The following is a 23134-nucleotide window of genomic DNA, read 5'->3' on the forward strand; positions in this document are numbered from 1 at the left end:
CCCATGCCGAACTCAGAAGTGAAACGCGGTAGCGCCGATGGTAGTGTGGCATTCGCCATGCGAGAGTAGGACACTGCCAGGCACCCAATTTAAGAACCCCGCTCATCGAGCGGGGTTTTTTATTGCCTGCAATTCAGAAAATCGTCTGATAATTGACCTTTTATTCCCTCTTCTCTGTCGTTTTCCCTGTTTTTCCTCCCCGATTTTCTCCGGTTATGCCATCGCGGCTGGCGGTGGTTGCCGTTATAATGGCCGCCCTCAAGCAAGGTGGTGGTATGAAAGCAGAATATCTACAGCGATTCGGGGGCATTGCCCGTCTTTATGGTCAGAATGCCCTGCGTTCCTTTAGCCAGGCCAAGGTCTGTGTGGTGGGGATCGGTGGCGTTGGCTCCTGGGCGGCGGAGGCGCTGGCCCGCGCCGGTATCAACCAGATCACCCTGATCGACATGGACGATATCTGCATCACCAACACCAATCGTCAGATCCACGCCATGCAGGGGACGGTTGGTCGCCTCAAGATCGAGGTGATGGCCGAGCGCATTCGCGCCATCAATCCGGATTGCGAAGTGATCGAGATAGACGATTTCGTCACCGCCGATAATCTGGCCGAGTATATCAAGCGGGAGTTTGACTATGTGGTGGACGCCATCGACTCGGTCAAGGCCAAGGTGGCGCTGATTGCCTTCTGCAAGCGCAATAAAATCCCGGTGATTGTGGCGGGTGGTGCCGGCGGACAGATGGATCCGACCCAGATCACTGTGGCCGATCTGGCCAAGACTATTCAGGATCCGTTGGCGGCCAAGGTGCGCTCCGATTTGCGTCGGCAGCACAACTTCAGCAAGAATCCGGCGCGCAAGTTCGGGGTTGAGTGTGTCTTCTCAACCGAGCAGCTGAGTTATCCGGATGGTAATGGTGGCACCTGTCAGGCCAAGGCGGCCAGCGACGGCAATATGAAGATGGATTGCGCCTCTGGCTTCGGCGCCGTGACGCCGGTGACGGCCACCTTTGGGCTGGTTGCCGCTTCCCGGGTATTGAAGAAGATTGCCGAGCGGGGCGCCCGTGCCGAGAAAGAGGCCGGGAATGAAGAAACAGGGTCGATTGGCGAAGCCTAATCGACCGCTGAACAAGGCGGCTTAGACTGCCAGCTCCCGGATCGCCAGTACGATCGCTCTGAGCCCGTTACCTCGTGACGGGCTCAAGTGTTTCTCAAGCCCCAGTTCGGTGAAATAGCCTTCCATATCAAAAACCTGGATCGCCGCAGACGATTGGTGGTTGAGCGCCGCCAGCACGATGACGATAAGGCCCCGAACGATGCGGGCATCGGAATCACAGGCAAAGTGCCAGCAACCATCTTCGCTTTGTTCCCCCTTCAGCCAGGCCAGGCTTTCACACCCCTTGAGGCGGAACTCCTCCTGCTGCCATTCGCTGGGTAGCACGGGTAACAGCTTGCCGAGCTGGATGATGAGCCGGTACTGGTTCTCCCAGCCGTGGGCGGCGGCAAACTGCTGGCGGATGGTGTCGGCGTTGGGCTCAAGGCCAATCTGGGTATAGCTTGCGAGGTCACTCATTCGGTTGTCTGCCTTAGAAGAAGTCACTGAGTTTGTGCAGGGCGGCCAGCAGGACGTCGACATCATCCCGATTGTTGTAGCAGGCCAGCGAGGCGCGCATGGTACCGCCGATCCCGAGCGATTCCATCAGTGGCATGGCGCAGTGATGGCCGACTCGCAGGGCGATCCCCTGCATATCGAGCAGGGTAGCGGCATCTTGCGGGTGGATGTCGTCGAGCAAGAAAGAGACAGCACCGGCGCGCTGATTGGGTTCGCCGACCAGACGCAACCCCGGCACCTGTTGCAGGCCAGCTACCAGATAGTCGGTCAGTGCCTGCTCATGTTGGGCGAGCCATTCCCTATCTTGCGCCATCACAAAGTCGATGGCGGCGGCGAGGCCGATAGCGCCAGCAATATGGGGGGTGCCCGCCTCGAACTTGAAGGGCAGGGTATTGAAGGTTGTGCCGCTGAAACTGACCCGATCGATCATCTCGCCACCGGCTTGCCAGGGCGACATCCGCTCCAGTAGTTCGGTGCGGCCCCACAACACACCGATGCCGGTCGGGCCATAGAGCTTGTGACCGGAGAAGGCGTAGAAGTCGCAACTGATGGCTTGCACATCCACCTCGAGATGAGCCACCGCCTGGGCGCCGTCGATCAGCGTAACGGCACCCACAGCTTTGGCGGCTGCTACTATTATCCGATCGACCGGATTGACGGTACCGAGGGCATTGGAGACGTGGGCTACGCTCACCAGCCGGGTGCGTGGCCCCAGCATGGCATGATAGGCGGCCAGATCGAGATCGCCCCGCTTATCGAGCGGGATGACCCGGATCACCGCGCCGGTGCGCTGGGCGACCAGTTGCCACGGGACGATATTGGCGTGGTGCTCCAGGGTACTGAGGATAATTTCGTCCCCCGCCTTGAGCTCGCTCATCCCCCAGCTCTGGGCCACCAGATTGATCGCTTCTGTGGTGCCACGGGTCCAGATCACCTCTTGGCAGCGAGGCGCATTGATAAAGCGGGCGACCGTTTCGCGGGCGGCCTCGAAGGCGCGGGTTGCGCGACCACTCAGCGCATGGGCGGCGCGGTGCACGTTGGCGTTGTCGACCCCATAGTAGTGAGCGATGGCATCCAGTACCGCTTGTGGTTTCTGGGTGGTGGCGGCGTTGTCCAGATAGACCAGAGGGTGGCCGTTTACCTCCTGCGCCAAGGCCGGAAACTGGCTGCGCAGTTGGTTGTGCTGTTGCTGATTCATGCTCCCCTCATCATCTGGAAAAAGTCATCATCTCGAAAGGTCGGCCATGATCCTGAAAATAGCGCCCGAACACAAGGCGCGATAAGCCCGATTGGCGGTTGCCTGCCGTGCAGCAGGTACGGCTCATCGGGTGATTTCTGGTACAATGCCGCCCCTCATCATAAGCCAAGAGATCCGGCCCATGAAGCTCAACCCCAATCAGAATGAAGCGGTCAAGTATGTTTCCGGCCCTTGCCTGGTGCTGGCGGGTGCCGGATCGGGCAAGACCCGCGTCATCACCAACAAGATTGCCTATCTGGTGCAGCAGTGCGGCTACAGCGCCCGCAACATCGCTGCGGTCACCTTTACCAACAAGGCGGCGCGGGAGATGAAGGAGCGGGTCGGCCAGACCCTGGGTCGCAAGGAGGCGCGGGGGCTGATGGTCTCCACCTTCCATACCCTGGGTCTCGATATCATTCGTCGTGAGCACAAGAGCCTGAATCTCAAGGCGAACTTCTCCCTATTCGATGACACCGACCAGCTGGCGCTGCTGAAAGAATTGACTGAAGACGAGCTCGACAACGACAAGGACAAGCTCTCGGCCCTTATCAGCCAAATCTCCAACTGGAAGAACGACCTTATCCTGCCAGCCCGCGCCATGCGCATCGCTCGCGGGCCGGAAGAGGTGTTGATGGCCCAGCTCTACGAGCGTTATCACCGCCAGATGGTGGCCTATAACGCGCTGGATTTTGACGATCTCATCGTGATGCCGACCCTGCTGCTCAAGAGCAACGAGGAGGTGCGCACCCGCTGGCAGAACAAGATCCGCTACCTGCTGGTCGACGAGTATCAGGACACCAACACCAGCCAGTACGAGCTGGTGAAGCAGATCGTCGGTGAGCGTGCCCGCTTCACCGTGGTTGGGGACGATGACCAGTCCATCTACTCCTGGCGAGGTGCCAAGCCGCAGAATCTGGTGCTGCTGAATGAAGACTTTCCGAACTTGCGGCTCATCAAGCTGGAGCAGAACTACCGCTCCAAGGGGCGCATCCTCAAGTGCGCCAACATCCTGATCGCCAACAACCCCCATGTGTTCGACAAGGCGCTCTTCTCCGAGCTCGATTACGGGGTGCCGGTCAAGGTGCTGTTCGCCAAGAACGAGGAGCACGAAGCGGAGCGGATCGCTGCCGAGATGATGGGCCACAAGTTTATGAACCGCACCCGGTTCAAGGATTACGCCATCCTCTATCGGGGCAACCATCAGTCGCGCATCTTCGAGAAGGCGTTGATGACCAACCGGATTCCTTACCGTATCTCGGGCGGTACCTCGTTTTTCTCCCGCACCGAGATCAAGGACATCATGGCCTACCTCAAGCTGCTGGTGAATCCGGATGAGGACACCGCCTTTCTGCGGGTGGTCAACCTGCCGCGCCGCGAGATTGGCCCCACCACCCTCGAAAAGCTTGGCCAATACGCCAACCAACGTGGCAAGAGTCTGTTTGCCGCCAGCTTCGAGCTGGGGCTCGAGCAGCACCTCTCCGGCCGCGGCCTCGTGGCCCTGCAGGCCTTCAGCAACTGGCTGGTACGCCTTGGCGATCAGGCGCTGCGCGGCAACCCGGTGGAGGCGGTGCGGGATATGATCAAGGAGATCCACTACGAAGAGTGGCTCTACGAGACCTCCCCCAGCCCTAAAGCGGCCGAAATGCGGATGCAGAACGTCTCCACCCTCTATCGCTGGATCACCGAGATGCTGGAGGGGGATGAGCTGGAGGAGTCGATGACGCTGGCTCAGGTGGTCACTCGCCTCACCCTGCGCGACATGATGGAGCGCAACGAGGGGGAGGACGACGCCGATCAGGTGCAGTTGATGACGTTGCATGCCTCCAAGGGGTTGGAGTTCCCCTATGTCTATATGGTGGGGATGGAGGAGGGCTTGCTGCCCCACCAGACCAGCATCGACGAGGACAATGTGGAGGAGGAGCGGCGTCTCGCCTACGTGGGGATCACCCGGGCTCAGACCGAACTGACCTTCACCCTCTGCAAGGAGCGGCGTCAGTTTGGCGAGTCGGTACGGCCCGAGCCGAGCCGCTTCCTGCTGGAGCTGCCGCAGGATGACCTTGAATGGGAAAACCAGAAGAAGGTGACTGCCGAGGAGCGCCAGCAGAAGGGGCAGATGGCGGTGGCCAATCTGCGCGCCATGTTCAAGAAGGATTAACCCTAAGTGCTGGCCGGGGTGAGCAGCGGTACTATGTCTGTGCCCGGCATGGGCGGTGAGATATAACGGCCCTGTCCCATCCGGCAGCCAATATCGATCAGTTTCTGCAATTGCTGCTGGTTTTCTATGCCTTCCACCACCAAGGTGTAATCCAGATCCTGACAGATGTCGCGCATGGCGCGGATTAGCGCGAGGTCTTTGGGGGACTGCAACATGCGCTGGGTAAAGCTGTCATCCACCTTGATGTAGTCCACCGGGAAGTGGAACAGGGCGTTGAGAGAGGAGAAGCCGGTCCCAAAATCGTCGAGGCTGATCTGGATGCCCTTGGCGCGCAGCTCGTGCAGGGATGCCAGCGCATCGGAATCTTGCCGCGACAGCTCCCGCTCGTTGAATTCAAAAATCAGATAGCCGGGGGCGACCCCCTCCTCTTCGATAATTCCCATCAGCCGCATGATGTGGTCATGGTTGACCAGATGCTTGCCCGACAGATTGATGGCGATCTTGAACTTGCCCTGCCCGGAGATTGGCAGCCAGTTCTTCAGCTGTTGGCAGGTGTGGCGCAGGATCTGGTAATCCAGCTCCAGAATCAGGCCGCACTGCTCCGCCAGCGGAATAAAGTCGAACGCATCCTTCAGAATCCCCTCCTCGGTCAGCCAGCGCGCCATCACCTCCAGTCCGGTCAGGCGGCTATCCTGCAGCCGGATCACCGGTTGGAAGTAGGGGACGATACGCCCCTCCCGCAGGGCTCTGGCCAGCATCTCTTCCGGCGAATTCCAGTTCTGGTTGATGCAATCATCCGAGTAGCTGACGATGCGACTGCGACCATTGCGTTTGGCCTGATACATGGCCAGATCGGCCTGATGGAGCAGCTGGCTGATATCTGAGGTTTGCTCGGAGACGCTCGATACCCCAAGGCTGACGGTAATGCTCAGCTCGTTGCCGAGTAGCCGGAACGGGTAGGAGAGACGGCTGATAATGCGGTTGAGCACCGGGCTGATGTCATCGTCGCTCTTGCTGCTGTCCAGATAGATGACGAACTCATCGCCCCCCAGTCTGGCCACCAGATCGTTTTGCCGGATGCAGGTTTGCAGGCGGCGGCTCACCTCCTTGAGCAGCTGATCGCCAGCACTGTGGCCCAGGGTGTCATTGATCTGCTTGAAGTGATCCACATCGATAAAAATCACCGCAAATCCCGGCGACTTGTAGCGGTTGTAGTGGGTCATGGCATGGTTGAGGTGGTTCATCAACAGCGCGCGGTTGGGCAGCTGGGTCAGCGGGTCGTGAAGCGCATCGAATTGCAGCCGCCGTTCCAGCTCCTGATGCTGCTTGAGCTGCTTTTGCAGCCTGAGGTTGGTCTGACGCAGCTGTTGCAGCCGCTGGTTGATGGAGTCTTCGGTATTGATATCGTTGAGCTGCTGGCGGATCCGTCTCAGCTCCAGCAGCAGGGTGAGCTGACCACGCAGGAAGTCGAGAAACAGCTTGTCATCGGTCTCCAGCGGTTGAGCCGTGCTGATGATGAAGTGGGCGAAGTACTGTTGTTGCAGCCGCAGCGGCATGCTGTGCCAGTAGCGGGACTCCCTGCTCACCTCGATATTGCTGGTGCTGTGGCACAAGCCGCTGATGAACTCGTCTCCCTGATGGGGATGGGCAGGGTAGATCTTTTCCAGCTTCTGACTGGTTAACCTGACCAGCAGCATGTCCTCGATGGTGAGCATCTGGCGCAGTACCGCTTCCAGTTGGGAGAAGAGCGCCTGAGCCGGCAGGGTATTGGCGAGCCGCATGATGCGGCTGATGCTCTCGATTTTCTTTTTCCAGTTCGGGTCTTTGCGAATCAGCGGCGAAGGCAGCTCGGTGAGATGGGATCCCGCCTGGGTTTCGGTCAGCCGTTTGGCTAGGCACTCCAGCAGCAGACGCAGGGTTGGCAGGTCGGCGGGGGTGCCACGCGCCAGCAACCACTGTATCTGGCCATGCTCGATGGGGAAGACGCACCACCCTTCGGCCTCATCCAGCTGGGTGAGTTGATCGGTGATGCGGGACTGCTCCCGGCCCAGCTGTTGCTTGAAGATGTCGCTGACCTTGTAGGCGTAAAGCCAGTTCAGACCGGTATCGGAGAGGCCCAGCATGCCGAAATGTTGCAGCGGGCAGAGTTGGTCAATCTGCTGGATCAGGGAATCGTAATCGTCAGACGTGGCGGTTTGTGGCGCCGGGAAGTCCATAATGGCAGAGACCAACGCCAACAGAGGAGTTGAGTAGTGGGGTTCGATGGATTGGGACGACATGTGCAACTCCCGATATGTCTACCTTACAAGAGTAGTCGGAAGCCGATAGATTGAAAGGGCCGCAATTGCGGCCCTTTCAAATACTTACAGCTTGTCGATCATGTAGTGGATGGCGTTTTCAATCTCTTCATCACTACAGTTCGCACAGGTGCCGCGCGGAGGCATCATGCCGGACTTGCCGGTAAAGCCTTCAATGGCATGTTTCTTGAGAGTATCAATGCCCTGGGCGATGCGAGGATCCCAGGCTGCCTTGTCACCCCGTTTGGGGGCACCAGCGGCGCCGGTGTCGTGACAGGCAAAGCAGGCGCCCTTGTATACCGTTTCGCCATCGCGGGGACCGGAAGAGGCGGCCGCCGTCGGTGCAGCACTCGCGCCGGCAATACCTTCCAGATCCTTGGCGGTATAGACCTGACCGATTGGTTTGATCCGCTCGGCAATGGCTTCCGGTGACATATCATCGGCAGCAAGCACTGCCCCAGACAAGCTGGCGGCCGTCATCCCGACAGCCAGCAAATAGCTCAGTTTTTTCAACACGCTCATATACTCCCAGCAGTCTTTTATTATCCATGTAAACGACGGGATTATAACCGAATAGTTACAGCCATTTAAACGCTTGTGTGTGAAGTGTTAAACACTCTGCGTACAAAGTTTTGGGCGATATCACGGCAATTCAGGCGGTGGAGATAAAAAGAAACCCGGCATTCGCCGGGTTTCAGGTAACCAAGGGGTGAAATGGGTTATTTGTCCCAGCTCAGGATCACCTTGCCGGAGTGGCCGGAGCGCATCGCATCGAACCCCTGCTGGAAGTCGTCGATGTGGAATCTGTGGGTAATGATGGGGGAGAGATCCAGCCCGGACTGGATCAGGCTGGCCATTTTGTACCAGGTCTCGAACATCTCGCGGCCATAGATCCCTTTGATAAACAGCCCCTTGAAGATCACCTTGTTCCAGTCGATGGCCATGGTGGAGGGGGGGATGCCGAGCATGGCGATCTTGCCGCCGTGGTTCATCTTGTCGAGCATCTCCTGGAAGGCGCTCGGGACGCCGGACATCTCCAGCCCCACATCGAACCCTTCGGTCATGCCCAGCTCGCTCATCACGTCGGCCAGCTTCTCTTTGCTGACGTTGACCGCGCGGGTGGCGCCCATCTTGCGGGCCAGCTCCAGCCGGTATTCGTTGACGTCGGTGATCACCACGTGGCGCGCACCCACGTGACGGCAGACGGCGGCAGCCATGATACCGATGGGGCCTGCACCTGTGATGAGCACATCCTCACCCACCAGATCGAAGGAGAGGGCGGTGTGCACCGCATTGCCGAACGGGTCGAAGATGGCAGCCAGCTCGTCCGGGATGTTGTCCGGCAGCTTGAAGGCGTTGAACGCGGGGATCACCAGATACTCGGCGAAGGCACCCGGACGGTTGACGCCAACGCCAATGGTGTTGCGGCACAGATGAGTGCGCCCTGCGCGGCAGTTGCGGCAGTGACCACAGGTGATATGTCCTTCACCGGAGACCCGATCGCCGATGGCGAAGCCGCGCACCTCCTGACCGATGGCGACCACTTCGCCGACATATTCGTGGCCGACCACCATGGGTACCGGAATGGTCTTCTGGGACCACTCGTCCCAGTTGTAGATGTGGATATCGGTGCCGCATATGGCGGTTTTGCGGATCTTGATCAGCAGGTCGTTGTGGCCGAGCTCGGGGGCCGCGACATCCGTCATCCAGATGCCGACCTCTTTGTGCAGTTTGGAGAGTGCTTTCATGGCTGTTCCTTCAATATGAATGCAGAAAAAAGGGGCTGCAGCCCCTTGATTCAAATCAGATAACGCCGAGTTCACGGCCGATGCGGATAAAGGCGTCGATCGCCTTGTCCAGCTGCTCGCGGGTGTGGGCGGCAGACATCTGGTTGCGAATGCGGGCCTGACCCTTGGGCACGACCGGGAAGGAGAAGCCCACCACATAGATGCCGGCTGCCAGCATGCGGCTTGCCATTTCGGAGGCCAGTTTGGCATCCCCCAGCATCACCGGAATGATGGCGTGGTCGGCACCGGCCAGGGTAAAGCCGGCGGCGCTCATTCGCTCGCGGAAGTAACGGCTGTTCTCTTTCAGACGTGCGCGCAGGTCGTGACCTTCCGCCAGCATGTCGATCACCTTGATAGTGGCGGCAACGATGGAGGGGGCCAGCGAGTTGGAGAAGAGGTACGGGCGGGATCGCTGACGCAGCCAGTCGATCACCTCTTTCTTGCCGGAGGTATAGCCGCCGGATGCGCCGCCGAGCGCCTTGCCCAGGGTGCCGGTGATGATGTCGACCCGATCCATCACGCCGCAATATTCGTGGGTGCCACGACCATTCTCGCCGATAAAGCCGACGGCGTGGGAGTCATCCACCATCACCAGCGCATCGTATTTGTCTGCCAGATCGCAGATGGATTTGAGGTCGGCGATGACCCCATCCATGGAGAAGACACCGTCGGTGGCGATCAGTTTGAAGCGGGCGCCATCGGCGTCAGCCTGCTTGAGCTGGGCTTCCAGCTCGGCCATGTCGTTGTTGGCGTAGCGATAGCGCTTGGCCTTGCACAGCCGCACGCCGTCGATGATGGAGGCGTGGTTGAGGGCATCGGAGATGATGGCATCTTCGGCGCCGAACAGGGTCTCAAAAAGACCGCCATTGGCATCGAAACAGGAGGAGTAGAGGATGGTGTCTTCGGTGCCGAGGAAGGCAGACATCTTCTGCTCCAGCGCTTTATGCTGGTCCTGGGTGCCACAGATGAAGCGCACCGAGGCCATGCCGAAGCCGTGGCTGTCGAGTCCCTGATGGGCGGCGGCGATCAGATCCGGGTGGTTGGCCAGCCCAAGATAGTTGTTGGCACAGAAGTTCAGTACCTGCTCACCGCCGACGGCGATGCTGGCCTGCTGGGCGGAGGTGATGATGCGCTCCTGCTTGTACAACCCTTCAGCTTGCACCTGGTTCAGTTGCTCGGTCAGGTGACGATAGAATCCGTTAGACATCCTCGATCCTTATTGGCTATTTCAGCTGCGTATCAACAGAGGGCGACATTTTACTGCAATCTGTTGCGGTAAATTCAAATGATTGTGCTGATATTCAACAAATGTGAAACAGATCTCACCCAGCTGGTTGGGCCAGCTGACGGTAGTGAAGTTCCAGCTGCTGGATCTGTCCGGCCACCTGGGGTTGCACATAGGGGCGCAGCAGGAACAGCACCTTCAACACGCCTTGATAGAGCAGCGGTTTGGTGATGCGGGTGTTGGGAGCCTGAGCGATCTGGAACGGGATCCAGCAGGTCACCACCATCTTGATGGTCTGGCCCAGATCCGGCAGGTCTTCATCGCTGACATCTATGATGCCCCCTTCGCGCAGGCTTCTGAGCAGCGCGACCACGGAGGAGCGCATCTGCTCCTGGGCCTTGAGGTACTTCTGTTGCAGCGGTTCGTCACGGCTCAGGATGTCCGGCAGGTTGGCGTAGAAGAAGCGGAACTGCCACATCAGATAGAAGATGGCATCGAGATAGCCCATCAGATCCTGCAGGGTGATTTCACGGTTGCGGGTCGGCACGAAGCTCTCGCTAAGGTGACGGGCATACTGGTCGAAGATGGAGTGGATGATGTCTTCTTTATTGCGGAAGTGGTAGTAGAGGTTGCCCGGGCTGATACCCATGTGCGCCGCAATGTGGTTGGTGGTGATGTTGCGTTCACCCTGATCGTTGAACAGCTCGGTCGCGCTGTGAATGATCCTGTCTCTGGTTTTCATCACTCATTCCTCCAACAGGTTCCGCTCGGGGCAGCTTTGAACAAGGTCGAATCCCCGGACGGCCCGTGATAAACTTTTCGGCAATTTCAAATTGGCTCACTATACACAGCTTTAACAAGCAGTCACATGTAGCCATCAACGTACGAGAGGCAAACTCCATGATCGTAGTAACTGGCGGTGCTGGCTTTATCGGCAGCAATCTGGTCAAGCAGCTGAACGCTCAAGGACGGACCGATATCGTGGTCATTGATGACCTGACCGACGGCACCAAGTTCGTCAACTTGGTCGATCTGACCATCGCTGACTACATGGACAAGGACGAGTTTCAGGCGCGCATCGTCTCCGGCGACGAGTTTGAAGAGTGGGACAACGGTATCGAGGTGATCTTCCACGAAGGCGCCTGCTCTGCCACCACCGAGTGGAACGGCAAGTTCATCATGGAGGTCAACTACGAGTACTCCAAGGATCTGTTCCACTACTGCATCGAGCGTGAAATCCCGTTCATTTACGCCTCTTCTGCCGCGACCTACGGTGGCCGCAACGACAACTTCATCGAAGATCCCAAGTTTGAACAGCCGCTCAATGTCTACGGCTACTCCAAGCAGTTGTTTGACCAGTACGTGCGCCGCTGGATGCCGGAGATCAACTCTCAGGTCGTTGGCCTGAAGTACTTCAATGTCTACGGCCCGCGCGAGCAGCATAAAGGCTCCATGGCCTCCGTTGCCTTCCATCTCAACACCCAGGTGAAGAAGGGCGAGAATCCCAAGCTGTTCGAAGGTTGCGATGGCTTCCCGAACGGTGGTCAGATGCGTGACTTCATCTATATTGACGACGTCTGCAAGGTAAACCTCTGGTTCTGGCAGAACCCGCAGCACTCCGGCATCTTCAACTGTGGTACCGGCCGTGCCGAGCCGTTCCAGAACGTGGCCGAAGCAGTGATCAAGCATCATCAGAAGGGAGCCATTGAGTACATTCCCTTCCCGGATCACCTCAAGGGCCGCTACCAGAGCTTCACCCAGGCTGATATGACCAAGCTGCGCAGCGTGGGTTATGACGCCGAGTTCAAAACCGTTGCCGAAGGGGTAGCGGATTACATGGCCTGGCTCAACCGGGTCTGACTGTTCGCTATTGCGGAATGGCCGCCAATGAGGCGGCTTTTTCATTATTTCCTATGTGGTTAGCATGAAGAAAAAAGTTTTATTTATAATGGAAACATTGGGCGGAGGAGGCGCCGAAAAGGTCCTTATTGAAACGCTTAAGCGTTTGGATTTTAGTAAATACGCTATTACGCTGCTGTTATTAAGGCGTGAGGGTGTATATTTATCTCAAGTTCCGAAAAATGTAAAAGTAGAATTTCTGTTGCCGACCGAACCATCGGGGTTGTTTCAGCGTAGAATTTTTTTCTCTATTAAAAAACGCTGGTGGAATTTCGTTTTAAATAGAAAGTGGTTAGCAAATGTCATATTTAATGAACGATATGATGTTGGTATCGCATTTTTGGAAGGGAATAGCTCTCTGTTGTTATCGCATCTGAATTCTGTTGTTCGAAAGATAGCATGGGTCCATATAGACTTGTTGTGCCATCAAATTCTCTCCAGAAAAGTTGAGCGTACCGTTTATAAAAGAATGGATAACATTGTCTGTGTCTCTAAAGGTGCACAGAATGCATTATTGAAATTGTATCCTGAAGTGAAACCATATACTCAAGTGGTTTATAACCCTGTTGATATAGAAGGCATAATGCGGAAAAGTCATGAGCCTATTACGAGTGAGGGGCAAATAAAAGTTATTGCTATTGGACGACTATGCAATGCCCAAAAAGGATTCGACATCTTGCTGGCTGCTCATAAAATAAATATTGATGCAGGAGTTAGATATCACCTTACTATTTTGGGAGAAGGTGATGATAGAGCTGGTTTAGAGTCATTTATCAATATTAATAATATTGGTGATAGTGCGAAATTACTTGGATTCAAGGAAAATCCATATCCATATCTTGCTGATGGCGATCTATTCGTTATGTCCTCACATTATGAGGGGTACCCGGTTGTACTCGTAGAAGCAATGGCGTTGGGGAAGGCCATTGTATCAACAAATTGTACTGGACCTAAGGAAGCTCTCGATGGCGGGAAATATGGTGTTCTCGTTCCTGTCGGGGATGCAAATGCGCTTGCATTGGCAATACGAAAAATGATTGAAAATAAAAAAATGCTATCAACATATAGTTCCTTATCGAAAGAACGAGCCAAGATTTTCAATCTCCGAGAGAGTATGATGCAGATCGAGCAATTATTAGATGGGGAGAGCAAACTTTCTTCCAGTTGTGTTGATCATTCAAAACTTGCTAACGGAGGCGTAGGGTGAATATATTGATGGCACTCTCCCAGCTCGAGGTAACGGGAGCTGAGGTCTATGCCACCACGGTCGGTAACGAACTGACCCGGCGTGGTCACAATGTCTTTTATGTGTCAGATACCCTGACCAAGCCGACGCTTGGCCCCGTCTTCAAGCTGAGATTCAATAAGCGCAGCATTCTGCGCCGCTTCTGGCACGTCTTCTACCTCATCTACCTCATCAAGAAGCATCATATTCAGTTGGTGCATGCTCACTCCCGCGCCTCCGGCTGGAGCAGTTATGTGGCCTGCAAGTTGACTGGCACCCCGATGATCACTACGGTTCATGGTCGCCAGCCGGTGCACGCTTCGCGCAAAGCCTTCCATGCTCTCGGCTATCGGGCGGTTGCCGTTTGTGAAGATATTGCCCATCAGATAGTCGACAATCTGGGGGTCGATCCCGCGATTGTGCAGGTGCTGCGCAACGGTATCGAAACCGACAAATTCCAGCCTGTGCCTGCGCCGGATAATCCAAAGCCGGTGATTGCCATCATTGGCCGTTTGAGCGGCCCCAAAGGGGCGCTCTGTTACCGTCTGCTCGATGAAGTGCTCGATCTGGATGCCTGTCGGGTGCGGATTGTCAGCGGTACCAAGGTACCGGAGCGCTTTGCCCGTTTCGAAGGCCGTGCCGAGTTTGTTGGCTATGTCGACGATGTGCCCGCTCTGCTGGCGGGTTGCGATCTGGTAATTGGTGCCGGTCGGGTAGCGATGGAAGCACTGCTCTGCGGTCGGCCCGCCTTTGCCATTGGTGAAGCCAGGGCCATTGGTCTGGTGACGGAACGAAATCTGGATGAGGCGCTGGCCAGCAATTTTGGCGATATCGGCCCCAAGGATCTGGCTATCGATTTTGCTGCCCTTAAGGGAGAAATCGAGACCGCTTTGACCAGCAAGACGGTGCCGGAAGCCATTCGGCAACGCATTCAGGATGAGTATGGCTTGCAGGGGGTAGTATCTGGCCTCGAAACCATCTATCAGGATGCCGTAGTCGAAACACTGCGCCGCGAGATGCCGGTCATCATGTACCACCGCTTTATCGAGCAGGATAGCGAGAAAGGGGTGCATGGCACCTGGATGCCGATCGCCATGTTCGAGAAGCATCTGCGCCTGATGAAGTGGCTCGGCTACGAAACCCTGACGTTCCGTGATTTGGCGGACAAAGGCTTTATCCACCGTCTGCAATACGGCAAGAAGTACCTGATGATCACTGCCGATGACGGCTATCAGGACAACCTGACCCGCATGCTGCCGCTGCTGGAAAGATATGGTTATAAAGCCGTGGTGTACGTGGTCACCGGTGAAGGCTATAACCGTTGGGATGTGGAGCATCCGACCAATCCGGACACCAAGGTCTCATTGATGAGTGGTGAGCAGGTCAAGGCGCTGGCCGCCAGCGGTCATGTGGAAATTGGTGGTCATACCCTGACTCACCCCCGCTTGAGCAAGCTCACACCCGAACAACAAGCCCATGAAATTCAGGAGAATAAACGCCAACTGGAGGCCCTGCTTGGCCATCCGTTGCTCTCGTTTGCCTACCCTTACGGAGATATGAACGAGAGTGCCAAGGAGCAGGCTATCACCGCCGGGTATCGTTTTGCCGTTGCTACCAATAGTGGCCCCAAAGCAATGCACCAGGACCCTTTCCAGATCCGCCGGATTGCCATTTTTCCCCGCACAGATGTGTTTGGATTGTGGCGCAAGATCCGCGGGAATTATGTGTTCAGGAAATCAAATTGATATCAAAAAGTGTCATAAGCATGGAGCGATTTGCTCTTCTGATCTTTTCATTTACCCTGATTTTTGCATTCAGCGGAATGTTTTTCTTTACTGATGGAAAAACATATCTATCTAACCTCATTGTCGTGGCATCCATAATTGGCATGATTTCTTTTTACATACATCGTTATCCGGTGGGGTTTAAAAATCGTTATATAATATGGATTTTATTATCCTATGCCATTTATCTATTGATAAATAGACAAGTTCATGGTGATCAATATGGCATTATGCGTGCCATAATTTATGTCATATTTTTTACATTTTTGATACCACGACATGTCTTTTTATTAAAGTCTGGTTGTTATGGTGTTATTTTTGGTGGGTTTGGCTTGGGGGCCATTAGTATATGGCAGTATAGTCATGGAGTAGCTAGAGTAGAGGGTTTCACAAACGCGATAATTTTTTCTCAAGCAGCTATGACATTGGCAATTCTCAATTTTTGGTTTTCAACTTATTTCTCAGAAAATCGCCTTGAAAAAGGACTTTATATCATTTCGGCACTATTTTCGCTGTGTGCACTATATCTTTCACAAAGTCGCGGTGTTTGGCTAGCATTCATAGTTGTGATTACATGTGTGTTATTATTCAAAATGAAAAGAAAACCCTTGAAATATACTTCAATCACGCTAGGGCTGTTCTTGGCATTCGGAATGCTATGTTTAAACAGCAGTATCGTGAAAAATAGAATAGATGCTGGACTTTCTGATGTTGTAAACATGGAGAATGGAAATTACAGCACATCTCTTGGGCTAAGAGCGGTAGCATGGGAAAGCGCTTGGTTGGGTTTTATCGACTCGCCATTAATAGGTGTGGGCACTGAAGGTTTTGATGCGTTAAAGCAAGAGCAAGTGAAGCAGGGTCTTGTGCCACAAGCGTTGCTAAACCCCGAACTTGCGCATGCACACAATCAGTATTTACAGACTTTAGTTGTTCGGGGTGGTATAGGATTCATTTTCTTACTGGGTATACTTATATTGCCGGCAATATTTTTTGCGAAAGAAATGGGGTTTGTGTCTGCAGGCGTCTTTATCCCTATATCATTCGCTGTCGGAGCAGTGTTTGATGTGCCTTTTGAACACCAAAGTATGATGTATTTATACTCATTAAGTCTGATTTTTATTTTATTTTGTCATGAACTCAAGCAGGATTTATCATAGCTATGATACCCGTATTTATTATTAGTTTGACCCGTAGTGCTGACAGACGGGCCATGGTAGAGCGCCAGATGTCTCATTTGGGGATTGACTTTGAGTTTTTCGATGCTGTAGATGGTAAATCATTACCATCAGATCGCTTGGCGAAAGTGGATTTCAATCTGGCAAGAGAGACTTGCGGTCATGATCTTAGCTTGGGTGAGGTCGGTTGTGCCATGAGTCATATCAATATATATGAAGTGATGGTGGAGAGAAATATCCCACGCTGTGTAATTTTAGAAGATGATATATACGTCCACATGCATTTCAAAGCTATCGTTAACGAGGTTATTAATAAAAATAGCTCTGACATTGTATTCTTGCATCATGGCAAGGCGAAACACTTCCCAATATACTCATCTTTGCCAGAGGGGTATCGTTTAGCAAAATATTTAACACCTAGTAGAAACTCACCAAGAGGAATTATATCTACAGGTGGATATATTCTTACATTGGCTGGCGCTCACAAGCTGCTGAAAATAGCTTATCCAATCAGAATGCCTGCTGATTACCTCACTGGACGGCTGCAGTGGAATAAATTGAGTGCCGCTGGTGTGGAGCCGTGCTGTCTGGATGTTGGACTATTCCAATCGACGATTGATGACAGAAATTATGGTCAGCATATAGAGTGATGGAGGTGATTGCTATGATTAAAACCTTTCAATTATGGAGGGACGTCCTTCGCCGCAAGCTGGGTATTTTACTTTTTGATCGTCATTCATCAGTGAGATCGTCATCACATGGTGCCACTGTTTTTGTTAGGTGGGATGCTAAGCTTGGTGATGCAATCGTCTCTTCCTGGGTGGCAAGGGAGATTAAAAATAAATTTCCGGAGCGGAAAGTCTATGTCATTACCAGCTCTGAAATGGCGCCATTGTTTAGAGATTTTTTTAACTTTGATTGCGTCTTTGAAATACCCAAGAGGGCTGGCTATATGGAGCTCAAAAAATTAGCCAATGAAATTGGGAATGTAGATTATCTTGTGCATTTTAGCCAAAAGATGAAGATGAAAGACCTTTATTTCATCTCCAAAGTTGGGAGCAAAAATGTAGCAGGACTCGATGATGAGCTTGACTGTATTAATATCAAGTTGGGCCAAAAAACAGCAGAGATGCACTTCGCTAAGAAATTTAAGGTGCTGCTGGAGCATATGGGGATTGCTAACCCTGATACCAGTTATATAGTACCTTCGTGTCAGGGGGCCGAGGACAGGGTTGGCTCTTGGTGGCCAAGTAATAAAACGTTGTGCTTCAATCCATATGGCAGTGGGACATCCCGTTGTTTCAGTGTTGAGAAAACCATAGCGTTAATTAACACGATGCTTGATTCATCAAATTACAACATTTGTCTCTTGTATCCACCTGGGCGTGAGAGGGACGTTGAACGAATTTTATCTCATGTTTGTGACCCAACCAGGGTTGTTAGTGATCATGAGAAACCATCTTTGGCTGCGCTCTTTGCACAGATAAGGCATTGTGCCGGTATGGTATCGGTGGATACTGCAACAGTGCATATTGCAACAGGTTTGAATAAACCTGTTCTTGGTATTTACAATGATAATTTCGGGATGCCAGAAAATGTGGAGTGGCATCCAAATAATCCTCGCTCAAGTGTTATCTACGCAGAAACCAGGTCTGCACAACAAGACGTAAATTTTATAAACGTTGCTGAATTTAAAACAGTATTCAACAAATGGGTGGCTGATTATCTATAGAGAGTTGGGGTTTTCCCCAACTCTTTCTCATAAAGATATAAACTGTTCTGTCACACTTTCACTAGAAAATGGTTGATAACAGTTCGAATTAATGGAAATTCTTATTTGATCAACACTTGTAATTGCCATGGCAAGTTCACTGATATCTTCCATCGGGATTAGAAATTTATCGAGTGGTTTCGTCAATATCTCTGCCGGCCCAGACGGACAATCCACACTGATAACCGGGGTGTGGCAGATAAGTGCTTCAATAAGCACTGTTGGCAGTCCTTCAGCATCGGATGTCAGGATAAGTGCCTGCGCAGCTTTGATAAAGGGATATGGATTCTTCTGAAAGTCGATTATCTTCACCTGGTTGGCAAGATTCATCTCCGCGATCATGGCCTCAATGTGAGGGCGTCGATCCCCTTTGCCCATCAGGACGAGTGGCGTATCAACGCCACTTAGCTGATATGCCTGCAAGAGACGATCGTGGCGTTTTCGTTCTTCGAAGGTGCCAACATGGATAAAATACTTGTCGAATGGCTTGCTGAAAGGCTCATTGGCCAACGCCTGAATTTTCTCGATATCAAACGGATTATAGATAACCTGACACGATTTGGGTGTAGCTTTTACATTTTGCAAAATGTCGTCCGCGATGCCACGAGATACGCAGATCAGTTTCTTGCCATTATAGAAGCGCTTGAATTTTTCATATCCTTTGGCATTGTCTTTGGCAAAGCCGGTGACATTCCCGTGGATCCAGTAATAAATATTCAGTGTATCAGGCAGGTGTCTGGTAATTTTGTCACATGAGCATGAGATAATTACGTCAGGCGAGATCTCTTTGACTTTTTTAAAGATCAGAGATGCTTGTATTTTTTCAACCGCAACATTGGATATGGCTTTAGTCAGCTTTGTGACAATGCCAAGATTAATCGGGTGAATGTTGTCAGGTAGCGTATGGTCTATTTTTTCCCGCAAGGTAAACAAAGTTACATCTGCACCGGCATCTTTTAGCAAGGATGCGGTATTGAGCAGAACCTTTTCCGCACCACCACCATACAAGTCTTCAACAATGAATAAAAACTTTTTAACTGGTGGGGTCATAACTGCTCCGCGGGTCTCATAACTGACTGGTAAATCTACTAAAAATGTGAATCGTAAACGAGCAAAATCAGGTGGCAACTGTTAAAGTCGTTAGCAATTTTTTCAATAGGTGTGGATCAATGATTGGTCTTAGTGGGCGCTACCATAACGCATTATTCGCGGCCTGTATATTTGCCGGGCTGCTGCTTTCCTGGTTGTTTTCCGATCACCAACTCCTCACCGGCGACCAGACCCAAATGCTCTACAAGGGTTACCTTGGGGCTTATGAGGGGGTCTGGCTCAGCTATGGCAATGCGGCGAGTGCGGTGGGCAATGTGCCGGGGAGCTTGTCGGCCTGGCTGATTGGCGGGCCGCTGCTGCTGTGGGATTCTCCCTATGCTCCCATGGTGTTGCTGCTGGCGATGCGGTTGGTCGGATTCCTGCTGTTTGATGCGGTGATCCGTCAGGTGTTTGATGACAGGGTGCGTCTGCTGTTTCTGGTGCTCTGCTGGCTCAACCCCTGGTTCCAGTACGAGAGTCTGCTCTACAACCCCTCCTATCTGTTCCTCTTCTCGGCCATGCACTGCTGGTCTGCCTGGCATATGCGCGAGCGGGCCTCCTTTTGGCACATGATCGTTCACCTGCTGGCCATCGGTATGGCGATGCAACTGCACTACTCCTGGCCGCTGCTGGCGGTGATGTCCACCTATCTGTTTTGGCGCCGCATTCTCAAGGTGAGCTGGAGCGGGGTGGTGGTGGCTACCCTGCTGATCGGTGCCTCCCTGATCCCTTACGCCATGGAAGTGATGAGCAACAGCCATATTACCCAGAACGTCGATCCCGAGGCGCGCCAGCGCTATATCGGCTGGGGGCTGGTGCATGTCTATCCGGTGCTGAAATCAGTGCTCTACTGGCTGCGTTACGGCTCCTGGCTGTTTGCCAGCAAGCTGGTCAACGACACCCAGTTCATCTGGCTGGCTGGGCACGAATACCTGCAGATGGCGGCAGTCTGGCTGTGGCGGGTGGTGATTTACGGGGTAGGCTCGGCGACCGTATTGCTGGCGGCCAAGGCCAACTGGCAGCTGTGGCGTGAACTCAAGCCGCGTCTGCTGCGCAGCGACCGTGCTCCAGTGGATGGTGAAAGCTGGCTCGGCCTCTATGCGCTGGCGGCCGTATTGGCTGTGCTGGTGAGTGCGGCGCTCTCGCCCATCATCTTCAACTATTGGCACCTGATGCTGATATTCCCCTATGCCCTGTTCCCGATCCTGCTGTTGCTGGTTAGCTGGAGCCGCAACCATCCTCAGTGGGTTGGCAAGGGGCTGCTGGCAGCCACCCTGTTCTGCACCGCTGTGAACCTGATCGCGGCGTGCGACAGCACCAAGTTCTCCTATCAGGCGGACTACAAAACCCAGGTGCTGGAGTATCTGCAAGAGATGAAGCTGCAACCCAAGCAGTGAGTCATCCACGGCCAGCTCCCCGATCTCGGTGGGCTGGCTGTCACTATTCGAAACGGTCCATATGGGCGAAGTTTTTGGCTTCGGCAACCCAACCCTCACGCCCCTGCTTGTCCCGAATTTTTACCCACCACTGGTTCTGCGGTGACCGGCCGTATCTGATCTCTTTGCGCGCATAGTCATAATCGAGAATGTAGGTTTTGCCCTTGTACCAGAACAGGCTATTGCCTTCGCCCAGTCCGCCGAGGATATAAAGCGTTTCCCCTGCCTTCATATTCAGCAGCGGCCCTTTTCCCTCCTTGCTATAGCCCAGCTTGACCGACCTGAGTATCTCGACGATCCCTGGTTGTTCGGTAATGACGACCCCGGTCAGCCCTTCCACCTGCTGGCCGCGAGGTAGCCGGAACAGCGCTTTGGCCGTCAGGGATGGTTCGGCTCTGACGATCACCTCTTGCTTGGTGGTCCACGACTGATAGGTACAACCCTCAAACGGGCAGCGACCCCAGTCGTAATAGGGCAGGCGCGGCTTTTCATCAGAATTTACGGTCGTGGCAAACAACGACAACAACAGCAAAAACAGTCTCATGATTTTACCTGTCCGGCTTGGCGCTCACCCGCCGGTTTGATGAATGGGGCCGCACTATATCTCAAAGAGACCAAAATCCATCAAAGCCGCGGAATTATTGATTTTCACTTCAATAAAACGGGGGCCCATTGGTCATGGGAGTAGGGGGGGCAAGAGGCCGAAGCGCGGCGGGAGCGGATAGCCCGCCCTACTGCCTTGTGCCATGCTGATGGCTATCAGGGCATCGGGTCGGCACTTATGGGCATCTCTCGTTCGGGCACGCGTTTGGTATTACTGCTATCGACACTTCTTCTCCCTCTTATACCCATCAGCCAAGCCGTGGCGATCAACGCGCCACTGCGGGGATGTGTCTTCCAGTTGGCGCCGCTGGTCACCATTGATCAGCAGGGCAAGGTCTCCGGGCCGGTGATCGACTACTTTCGCCGTCATATCGAACCCGTAATCGGACGCACCATCGAGTGGCAGGGGCTCAATGTAGCGCGGCTGCTCAGCAACCTCGAGAGCGGCGAGTGCGATCTGACCCCGTTGCTGAGTTACAGTCCCGAGCGTGCTCGTCATTTCCGCTATATCGACCCCCACCTGTTGCTGCTGCGGCCGGTGCTGGTGGTACTGGTACCATCGCGACTTCATGCGGTTGAGCGGCAGGAGGATCTCTACGGCACCACCATCGGCTGGTCGAGCCAGGCGATCGTGCCGCCGCTGTTGCAGCATCCGCAGATCCACATCGACACCCTCTCCCAGCTCAGCTGGGAGCATGGCAACATGCAGAAGTTGCTGCGCGGGCGGATTGATGCCGCGCTCTTCTCCAACGATATTTCTGCCAACCATTTTCGTGCCAAGCTTCCTGCGGCGACCCGCCTCATCTACCTGCCGGTCACCCCGCTGCAGGTGCATATCGTGCTGAACAAGTCGTTGGGGGATGGCAATCCCGAACTGGTGCAGCGTATGCGTCAGATGGTGGAGCGGGTGCCGCTCGCCTCGCTGGTGGAGTCAACCCCGCGGCTGTGGGGGCGTTGAGAGGGGGTTGCGTGCAATAATCTACAAGTCCAAGGCCCGCTTCTGGTGTATCTATAACCCATGAATACCACCGATTCCCTTATCCGCTACTGGCAATCCCCGCACCTGCCGGGGGTCGAGCTGTCGCACTCTCACCACAGGGCGTTCAGCTACGGCCGCCATGTCCATCTCGACTACCATATCGGGCTGGTGCAGCGGGGTGGCCAGAAGTTTATCCATAAGGGAAATAGCCACCATCTGGTGCGCGGGGTGCTCTCTACCGTCAACCCGGACGAGGTGCACGACGGCCTCAGCCTGCTGCCGGAAGGGTATGAGGTACGGGTCTTCGCCATCGATCCGCAGCAGCTGGCGCTCTGGCTGCCGGAGCAGCCGGAACCCTTTTTCGACAAGGGATTGCAGAGCCGCCCCGACCTCTATCAGGGCTTTGCCCAACTGCACGGCTATCTCGACAACCCCAAGGCCGATGGCCTGCTGATCGAGAGCCAGCTGCTCGCCCTGCTGGGGGAGCTGCTGCATCTGGCCCCCGAGGTACACCAGCTGGCGGATCCCCAGTTGCGATTTCTGCGCGACTACCTGATGGCGGCCCTCGACGAGCCCCACTCGCTGGAAGAGCTGGCGGGGCTGCTCGGGCTTGACCGTTTCGCCTTCCTACGCCAGTTCAAGAAGCGCAGCGGCATGACCCCTTATGCCTGGCTGAAACGGCTGCGGCTGGAGCAGGGCAAGCGGCTGCTGGCGAGCGGCATGGCGGTGAGCGAGGTGGCGCTGGCGGTCGGTTTCTTCGATCAGAGTCACTTCCATCACGGCTTTCGCCAGGCATTCGGTCTGACACCCGCCGAATTTCGTGCCCAGATGCAATCTTTTACAAGCCGCGCCCCCCGCTGAT

Annotated in this window: 20 protein-coding genes and 1 rRNA gene; 12 read left to right on the plus strand and 9 right to left on the minus strand. The window is 54.3% G+C overall.

Annotation, left to right across the window (positions count from 1 at the left end):
- Window positions 1-82: ribosomal RNA gene (gene rrf, locus ACW5XC_RS12370) — 5S ribosomal RNA — on the plus strand; the annotation flags it as partial.
- A 193-nt stretch (window positions 83-275) separates the two neighbouring features.
- Window positions 276-1112, plus strand: a complete 837-nt coding sequence (gene tcdA / locus ACW5XC_RS12375) for a tRNA cyclic N6-threonylcarbamoyladenosine(37) synthase TcdA (protein WP_042054304.1) — start codon at window positions 276-278, stop codon at window positions 1110-1112.
- Window positions 1113-1133: 21 nt separating this feature from the next.
- On the opposite strand, the gene ACW5XC_RS12380 is transcribed toward tcdA, so the two are convergent.
- Window positions 1134-1568 (minus strand): SufE family protein, encoded by a 435-nt coding sequence (locus ACW5XC_RS12380; RefSeq protein WP_042054302.1) that lies wholly within the window; start codon window positions 1566-1568, stop codon window positions 1134-1136.
- Window positions 1569-1581: 13 nt separating this feature from the next.
- On the minus strand, window positions 1582-2805 hold the full coding sequence (locus ACW5XC_RS12385) for a cysteine desulfurase (RefSeq protein WP_042054301.1): 1224 nt from the start codon (window positions 2803-2805) through the stop codon (window positions 1582-1584).
- A gap of 181 nt (window positions 2806-2986) precedes the next feature.
- On the opposite strand from ACW5XC_RS12385, the gene rep reads away from it, so the two are divergent.
- Window positions 2987-4999: a DNA helicase Rep gene (rep, locus tag ACW5XC_RS12390; protein WP_042054300.1), complete on the plus strand. Its 2013-nt coding sequence runs from the start codon at window positions 2987-2989 to the stop codon at window positions 4997-4999.
- 2 nt (window positions 5000-5001) lie between these two features.
- On the opposite strand, the gene ACW5XC_RS12395 is transcribed toward rep, so the two are convergent.
- From ACW5XC_RS12395 to ACW5XC_RS12415, 5 genes are all read right to left on the minus strand, one after another.
- A complete protein-coding gene (locus tag ACW5XC_RS12395; protein ID WP_042054299.1) occupies window positions 5002-7278 on the minus strand; it encodes a putative bifunctional diguanylate cyclase/phosphodiesterase in 2277 nt (758 codons plus the stop codon).
- An 84-nt stretch (window positions 7279-7362) separates the two neighbouring features.
- Complete coding sequence (locus tag ACW5XC_RS12400; RefSeq protein ID WP_042054298.1) at window positions 7363-7818, minus strand: c-type cytochrome; 456 nt, start codon at window positions 7816-7818, stop codon at window positions 7363-7365.
- A gap of 197 nt (window positions 7819-8015) precedes the next feature.
- Window positions 8016-9044, minus strand: a complete 1029-nt coding sequence (tdh, locus tag ACW5XC_RS12405; RefSeq protein ID WP_042054297.1) for an L-threonine 3-dehydrogenase — start codon at window positions 9042-9044, stop codon at window positions 8016-8018.
- Window positions 9045-9099: 55 nt separating this feature from the next.
- Window positions 9100-10290: a glycine C-acetyltransferase gene (locus tag ACW5XC_RS12410; RefSeq protein ID WP_042054295.1), complete on the minus strand. Its 1191-nt coding sequence runs from the start codon at window positions 10288-10290 to the stop codon at window positions 9100-9102.
- Window positions 10291-10405: 115 nt separating this feature from the next.
- Window positions 10406-11050, minus strand: a complete 645-nt coding sequence (locus ACW5XC_RS12415; protein WP_042054294.1) for a TetR/AcrR family transcriptional regulator — start codon at window positions 11048-11050, stop codon at window positions 10406-10408.
- Window positions 11051-11208: 158 nt separating this feature from the next.
- On the opposite strand from ACW5XC_RS12415, the gene rfaD reads away from it, so the two are divergent.
- The 6 genes from rfaD (at window position 11209) to ACW5XC_RS12445 (ending at window position 18126) form a co-directional block, all read left to right on the plus strand.
- Window positions 11209-12168: an ADP-glyceromanno-heptose 6-epimerase gene (gene rfaD / locus ACW5XC_RS12420; RefSeq protein ID WP_042054293.1), complete on the plus strand. Its 960-nt coding sequence runs from the start codon at window positions 11209-11211 to the stop codon at window positions 12166-12168.
- 64 nt (window positions 12169-12232) lie between these two features.
- Window positions 12233-13414, plus strand: a complete 1182-nt coding sequence (locus ACW5XC_RS12425) for a glycosyltransferase (RefSeq protein WP_042054292.1) — start codon at window positions 12233-12235, stop codon at window positions 13412-13414.
- Complete coding sequence (locus ACW5XC_RS12430) at window positions 13411-15177, plus strand: polysaccharide deacetylase family protein (protein WP_042054291.1); 1767 nt, start codon at window positions 13411-13413, stop codon at window positions 15175-15177. Before ACW5XC_RS12425 ends, ACW5XC_RS12430 begins: the two co-directional genes overlap by 4 nt.
- A gap of 20 nt (window positions 15178-15197) precedes the next feature.
- Window positions 15198-16376, plus strand: a complete 1179-nt coding sequence (locus ACW5XC_RS12435) for an O-antigen ligase family protein (protein WP_042054311.1) — start codon at window positions 15198-15200, stop codon at window positions 16374-16376.
- A gap of 2 nt (window positions 16377-16378) precedes the next feature.
- Complete coding sequence (locus ACW5XC_RS12440) at window positions 16379-17044, plus strand: glycosyltransferase family 25 protein (protein WP_042054290.1); 666 nt, start codon at window positions 16379-16381, stop codon at window positions 17042-17044.
- A 14-nt stretch (window positions 17045-17058) separates the two neighbouring features.
- Complete coding sequence (locus ACW5XC_RS12445; protein ID WP_236727578.1) at window positions 17059-18126, plus strand: glycosyltransferase family 9 protein; 1068 nt, start codon at window positions 17059-17061, stop codon at window positions 18124-18126.
- 27 nt (window positions 18127-18153) lie between these two features.
- On the opposite strand, the gene ACW5XC_RS12450 is transcribed toward ACW5XC_RS12445, so the two are convergent.
- Window positions 18154-19215 (minus strand): glycosyltransferase, encoded by a 1062-nt coding sequence (locus ACW5XC_RS12450; RefSeq protein WP_019444994.1) that lies wholly within the window; start codon window positions 19213-19215, stop codon window positions 18154-18156.
- Between the two features lie 236 nt (window positions 19216-19451).
- Between ACW5XC_RS12450 and ACW5XC_RS12455 the strand changes: the two genes are divergently transcribed.
- Window positions 19452-20651, plus strand: coding sequence for a 3-deoxy-D-manno-octulosonic acid transferase (locus ACW5XC_RS12455; protein ID WP_080771397.1), 1200 nt, complete (start codon window positions 19452-19454; stop codon window positions 20649-20651).
- Window positions 20652-20694: 43 nt separating this feature from the next.
- Here the strand turns inward: ACW5XC_RS12455 and ACW5XC_RS12460 are convergent, their stop codons facing one another.
- A complete protein-coding gene (locus ACW5XC_RS12460; protein WP_042054287.1) occupies window positions 20695-21234 on the minus strand; it encodes a hypothetical protein in 540 nt (179 codons plus the stop codon).
- Between the two features lie 318 nt (window positions 21235-21552).
- On the opposite strand from ACW5XC_RS12460, the gene ACW5XC_RS12465 reads away from it, so the two are divergent.
- Both ACW5XC_RS12465 and ACW5XC_RS12470 read left to right on the plus strand, forming a co-directional pair.
- A complete protein-coding gene (locus ACW5XC_RS12465; protein ID WP_236727577.1) occupies window positions 21553-22251 on the plus strand; it encodes a substrate-binding periplasmic protein in 699 nt (232 codons plus the stop codon).
- Window positions 22252-22311: 60 nt separating this feature from the next.
- Window positions 22312-23133, plus strand: a complete 822-nt coding sequence (locus tag ACW5XC_RS12470) for a helix-turn-helix transcriptional regulator (RefSeq protein ID WP_005357044.1) — start codon at window positions 22312-22314, stop codon at window positions 23131-23133.
- The last annotated feature ends 1 nt before the right edge of the window (window position 23134 follow it).

The sequence above is a fragment of the Aeromonas sp. 25-AL00135 genome (genome assembly GCF_054052385.1).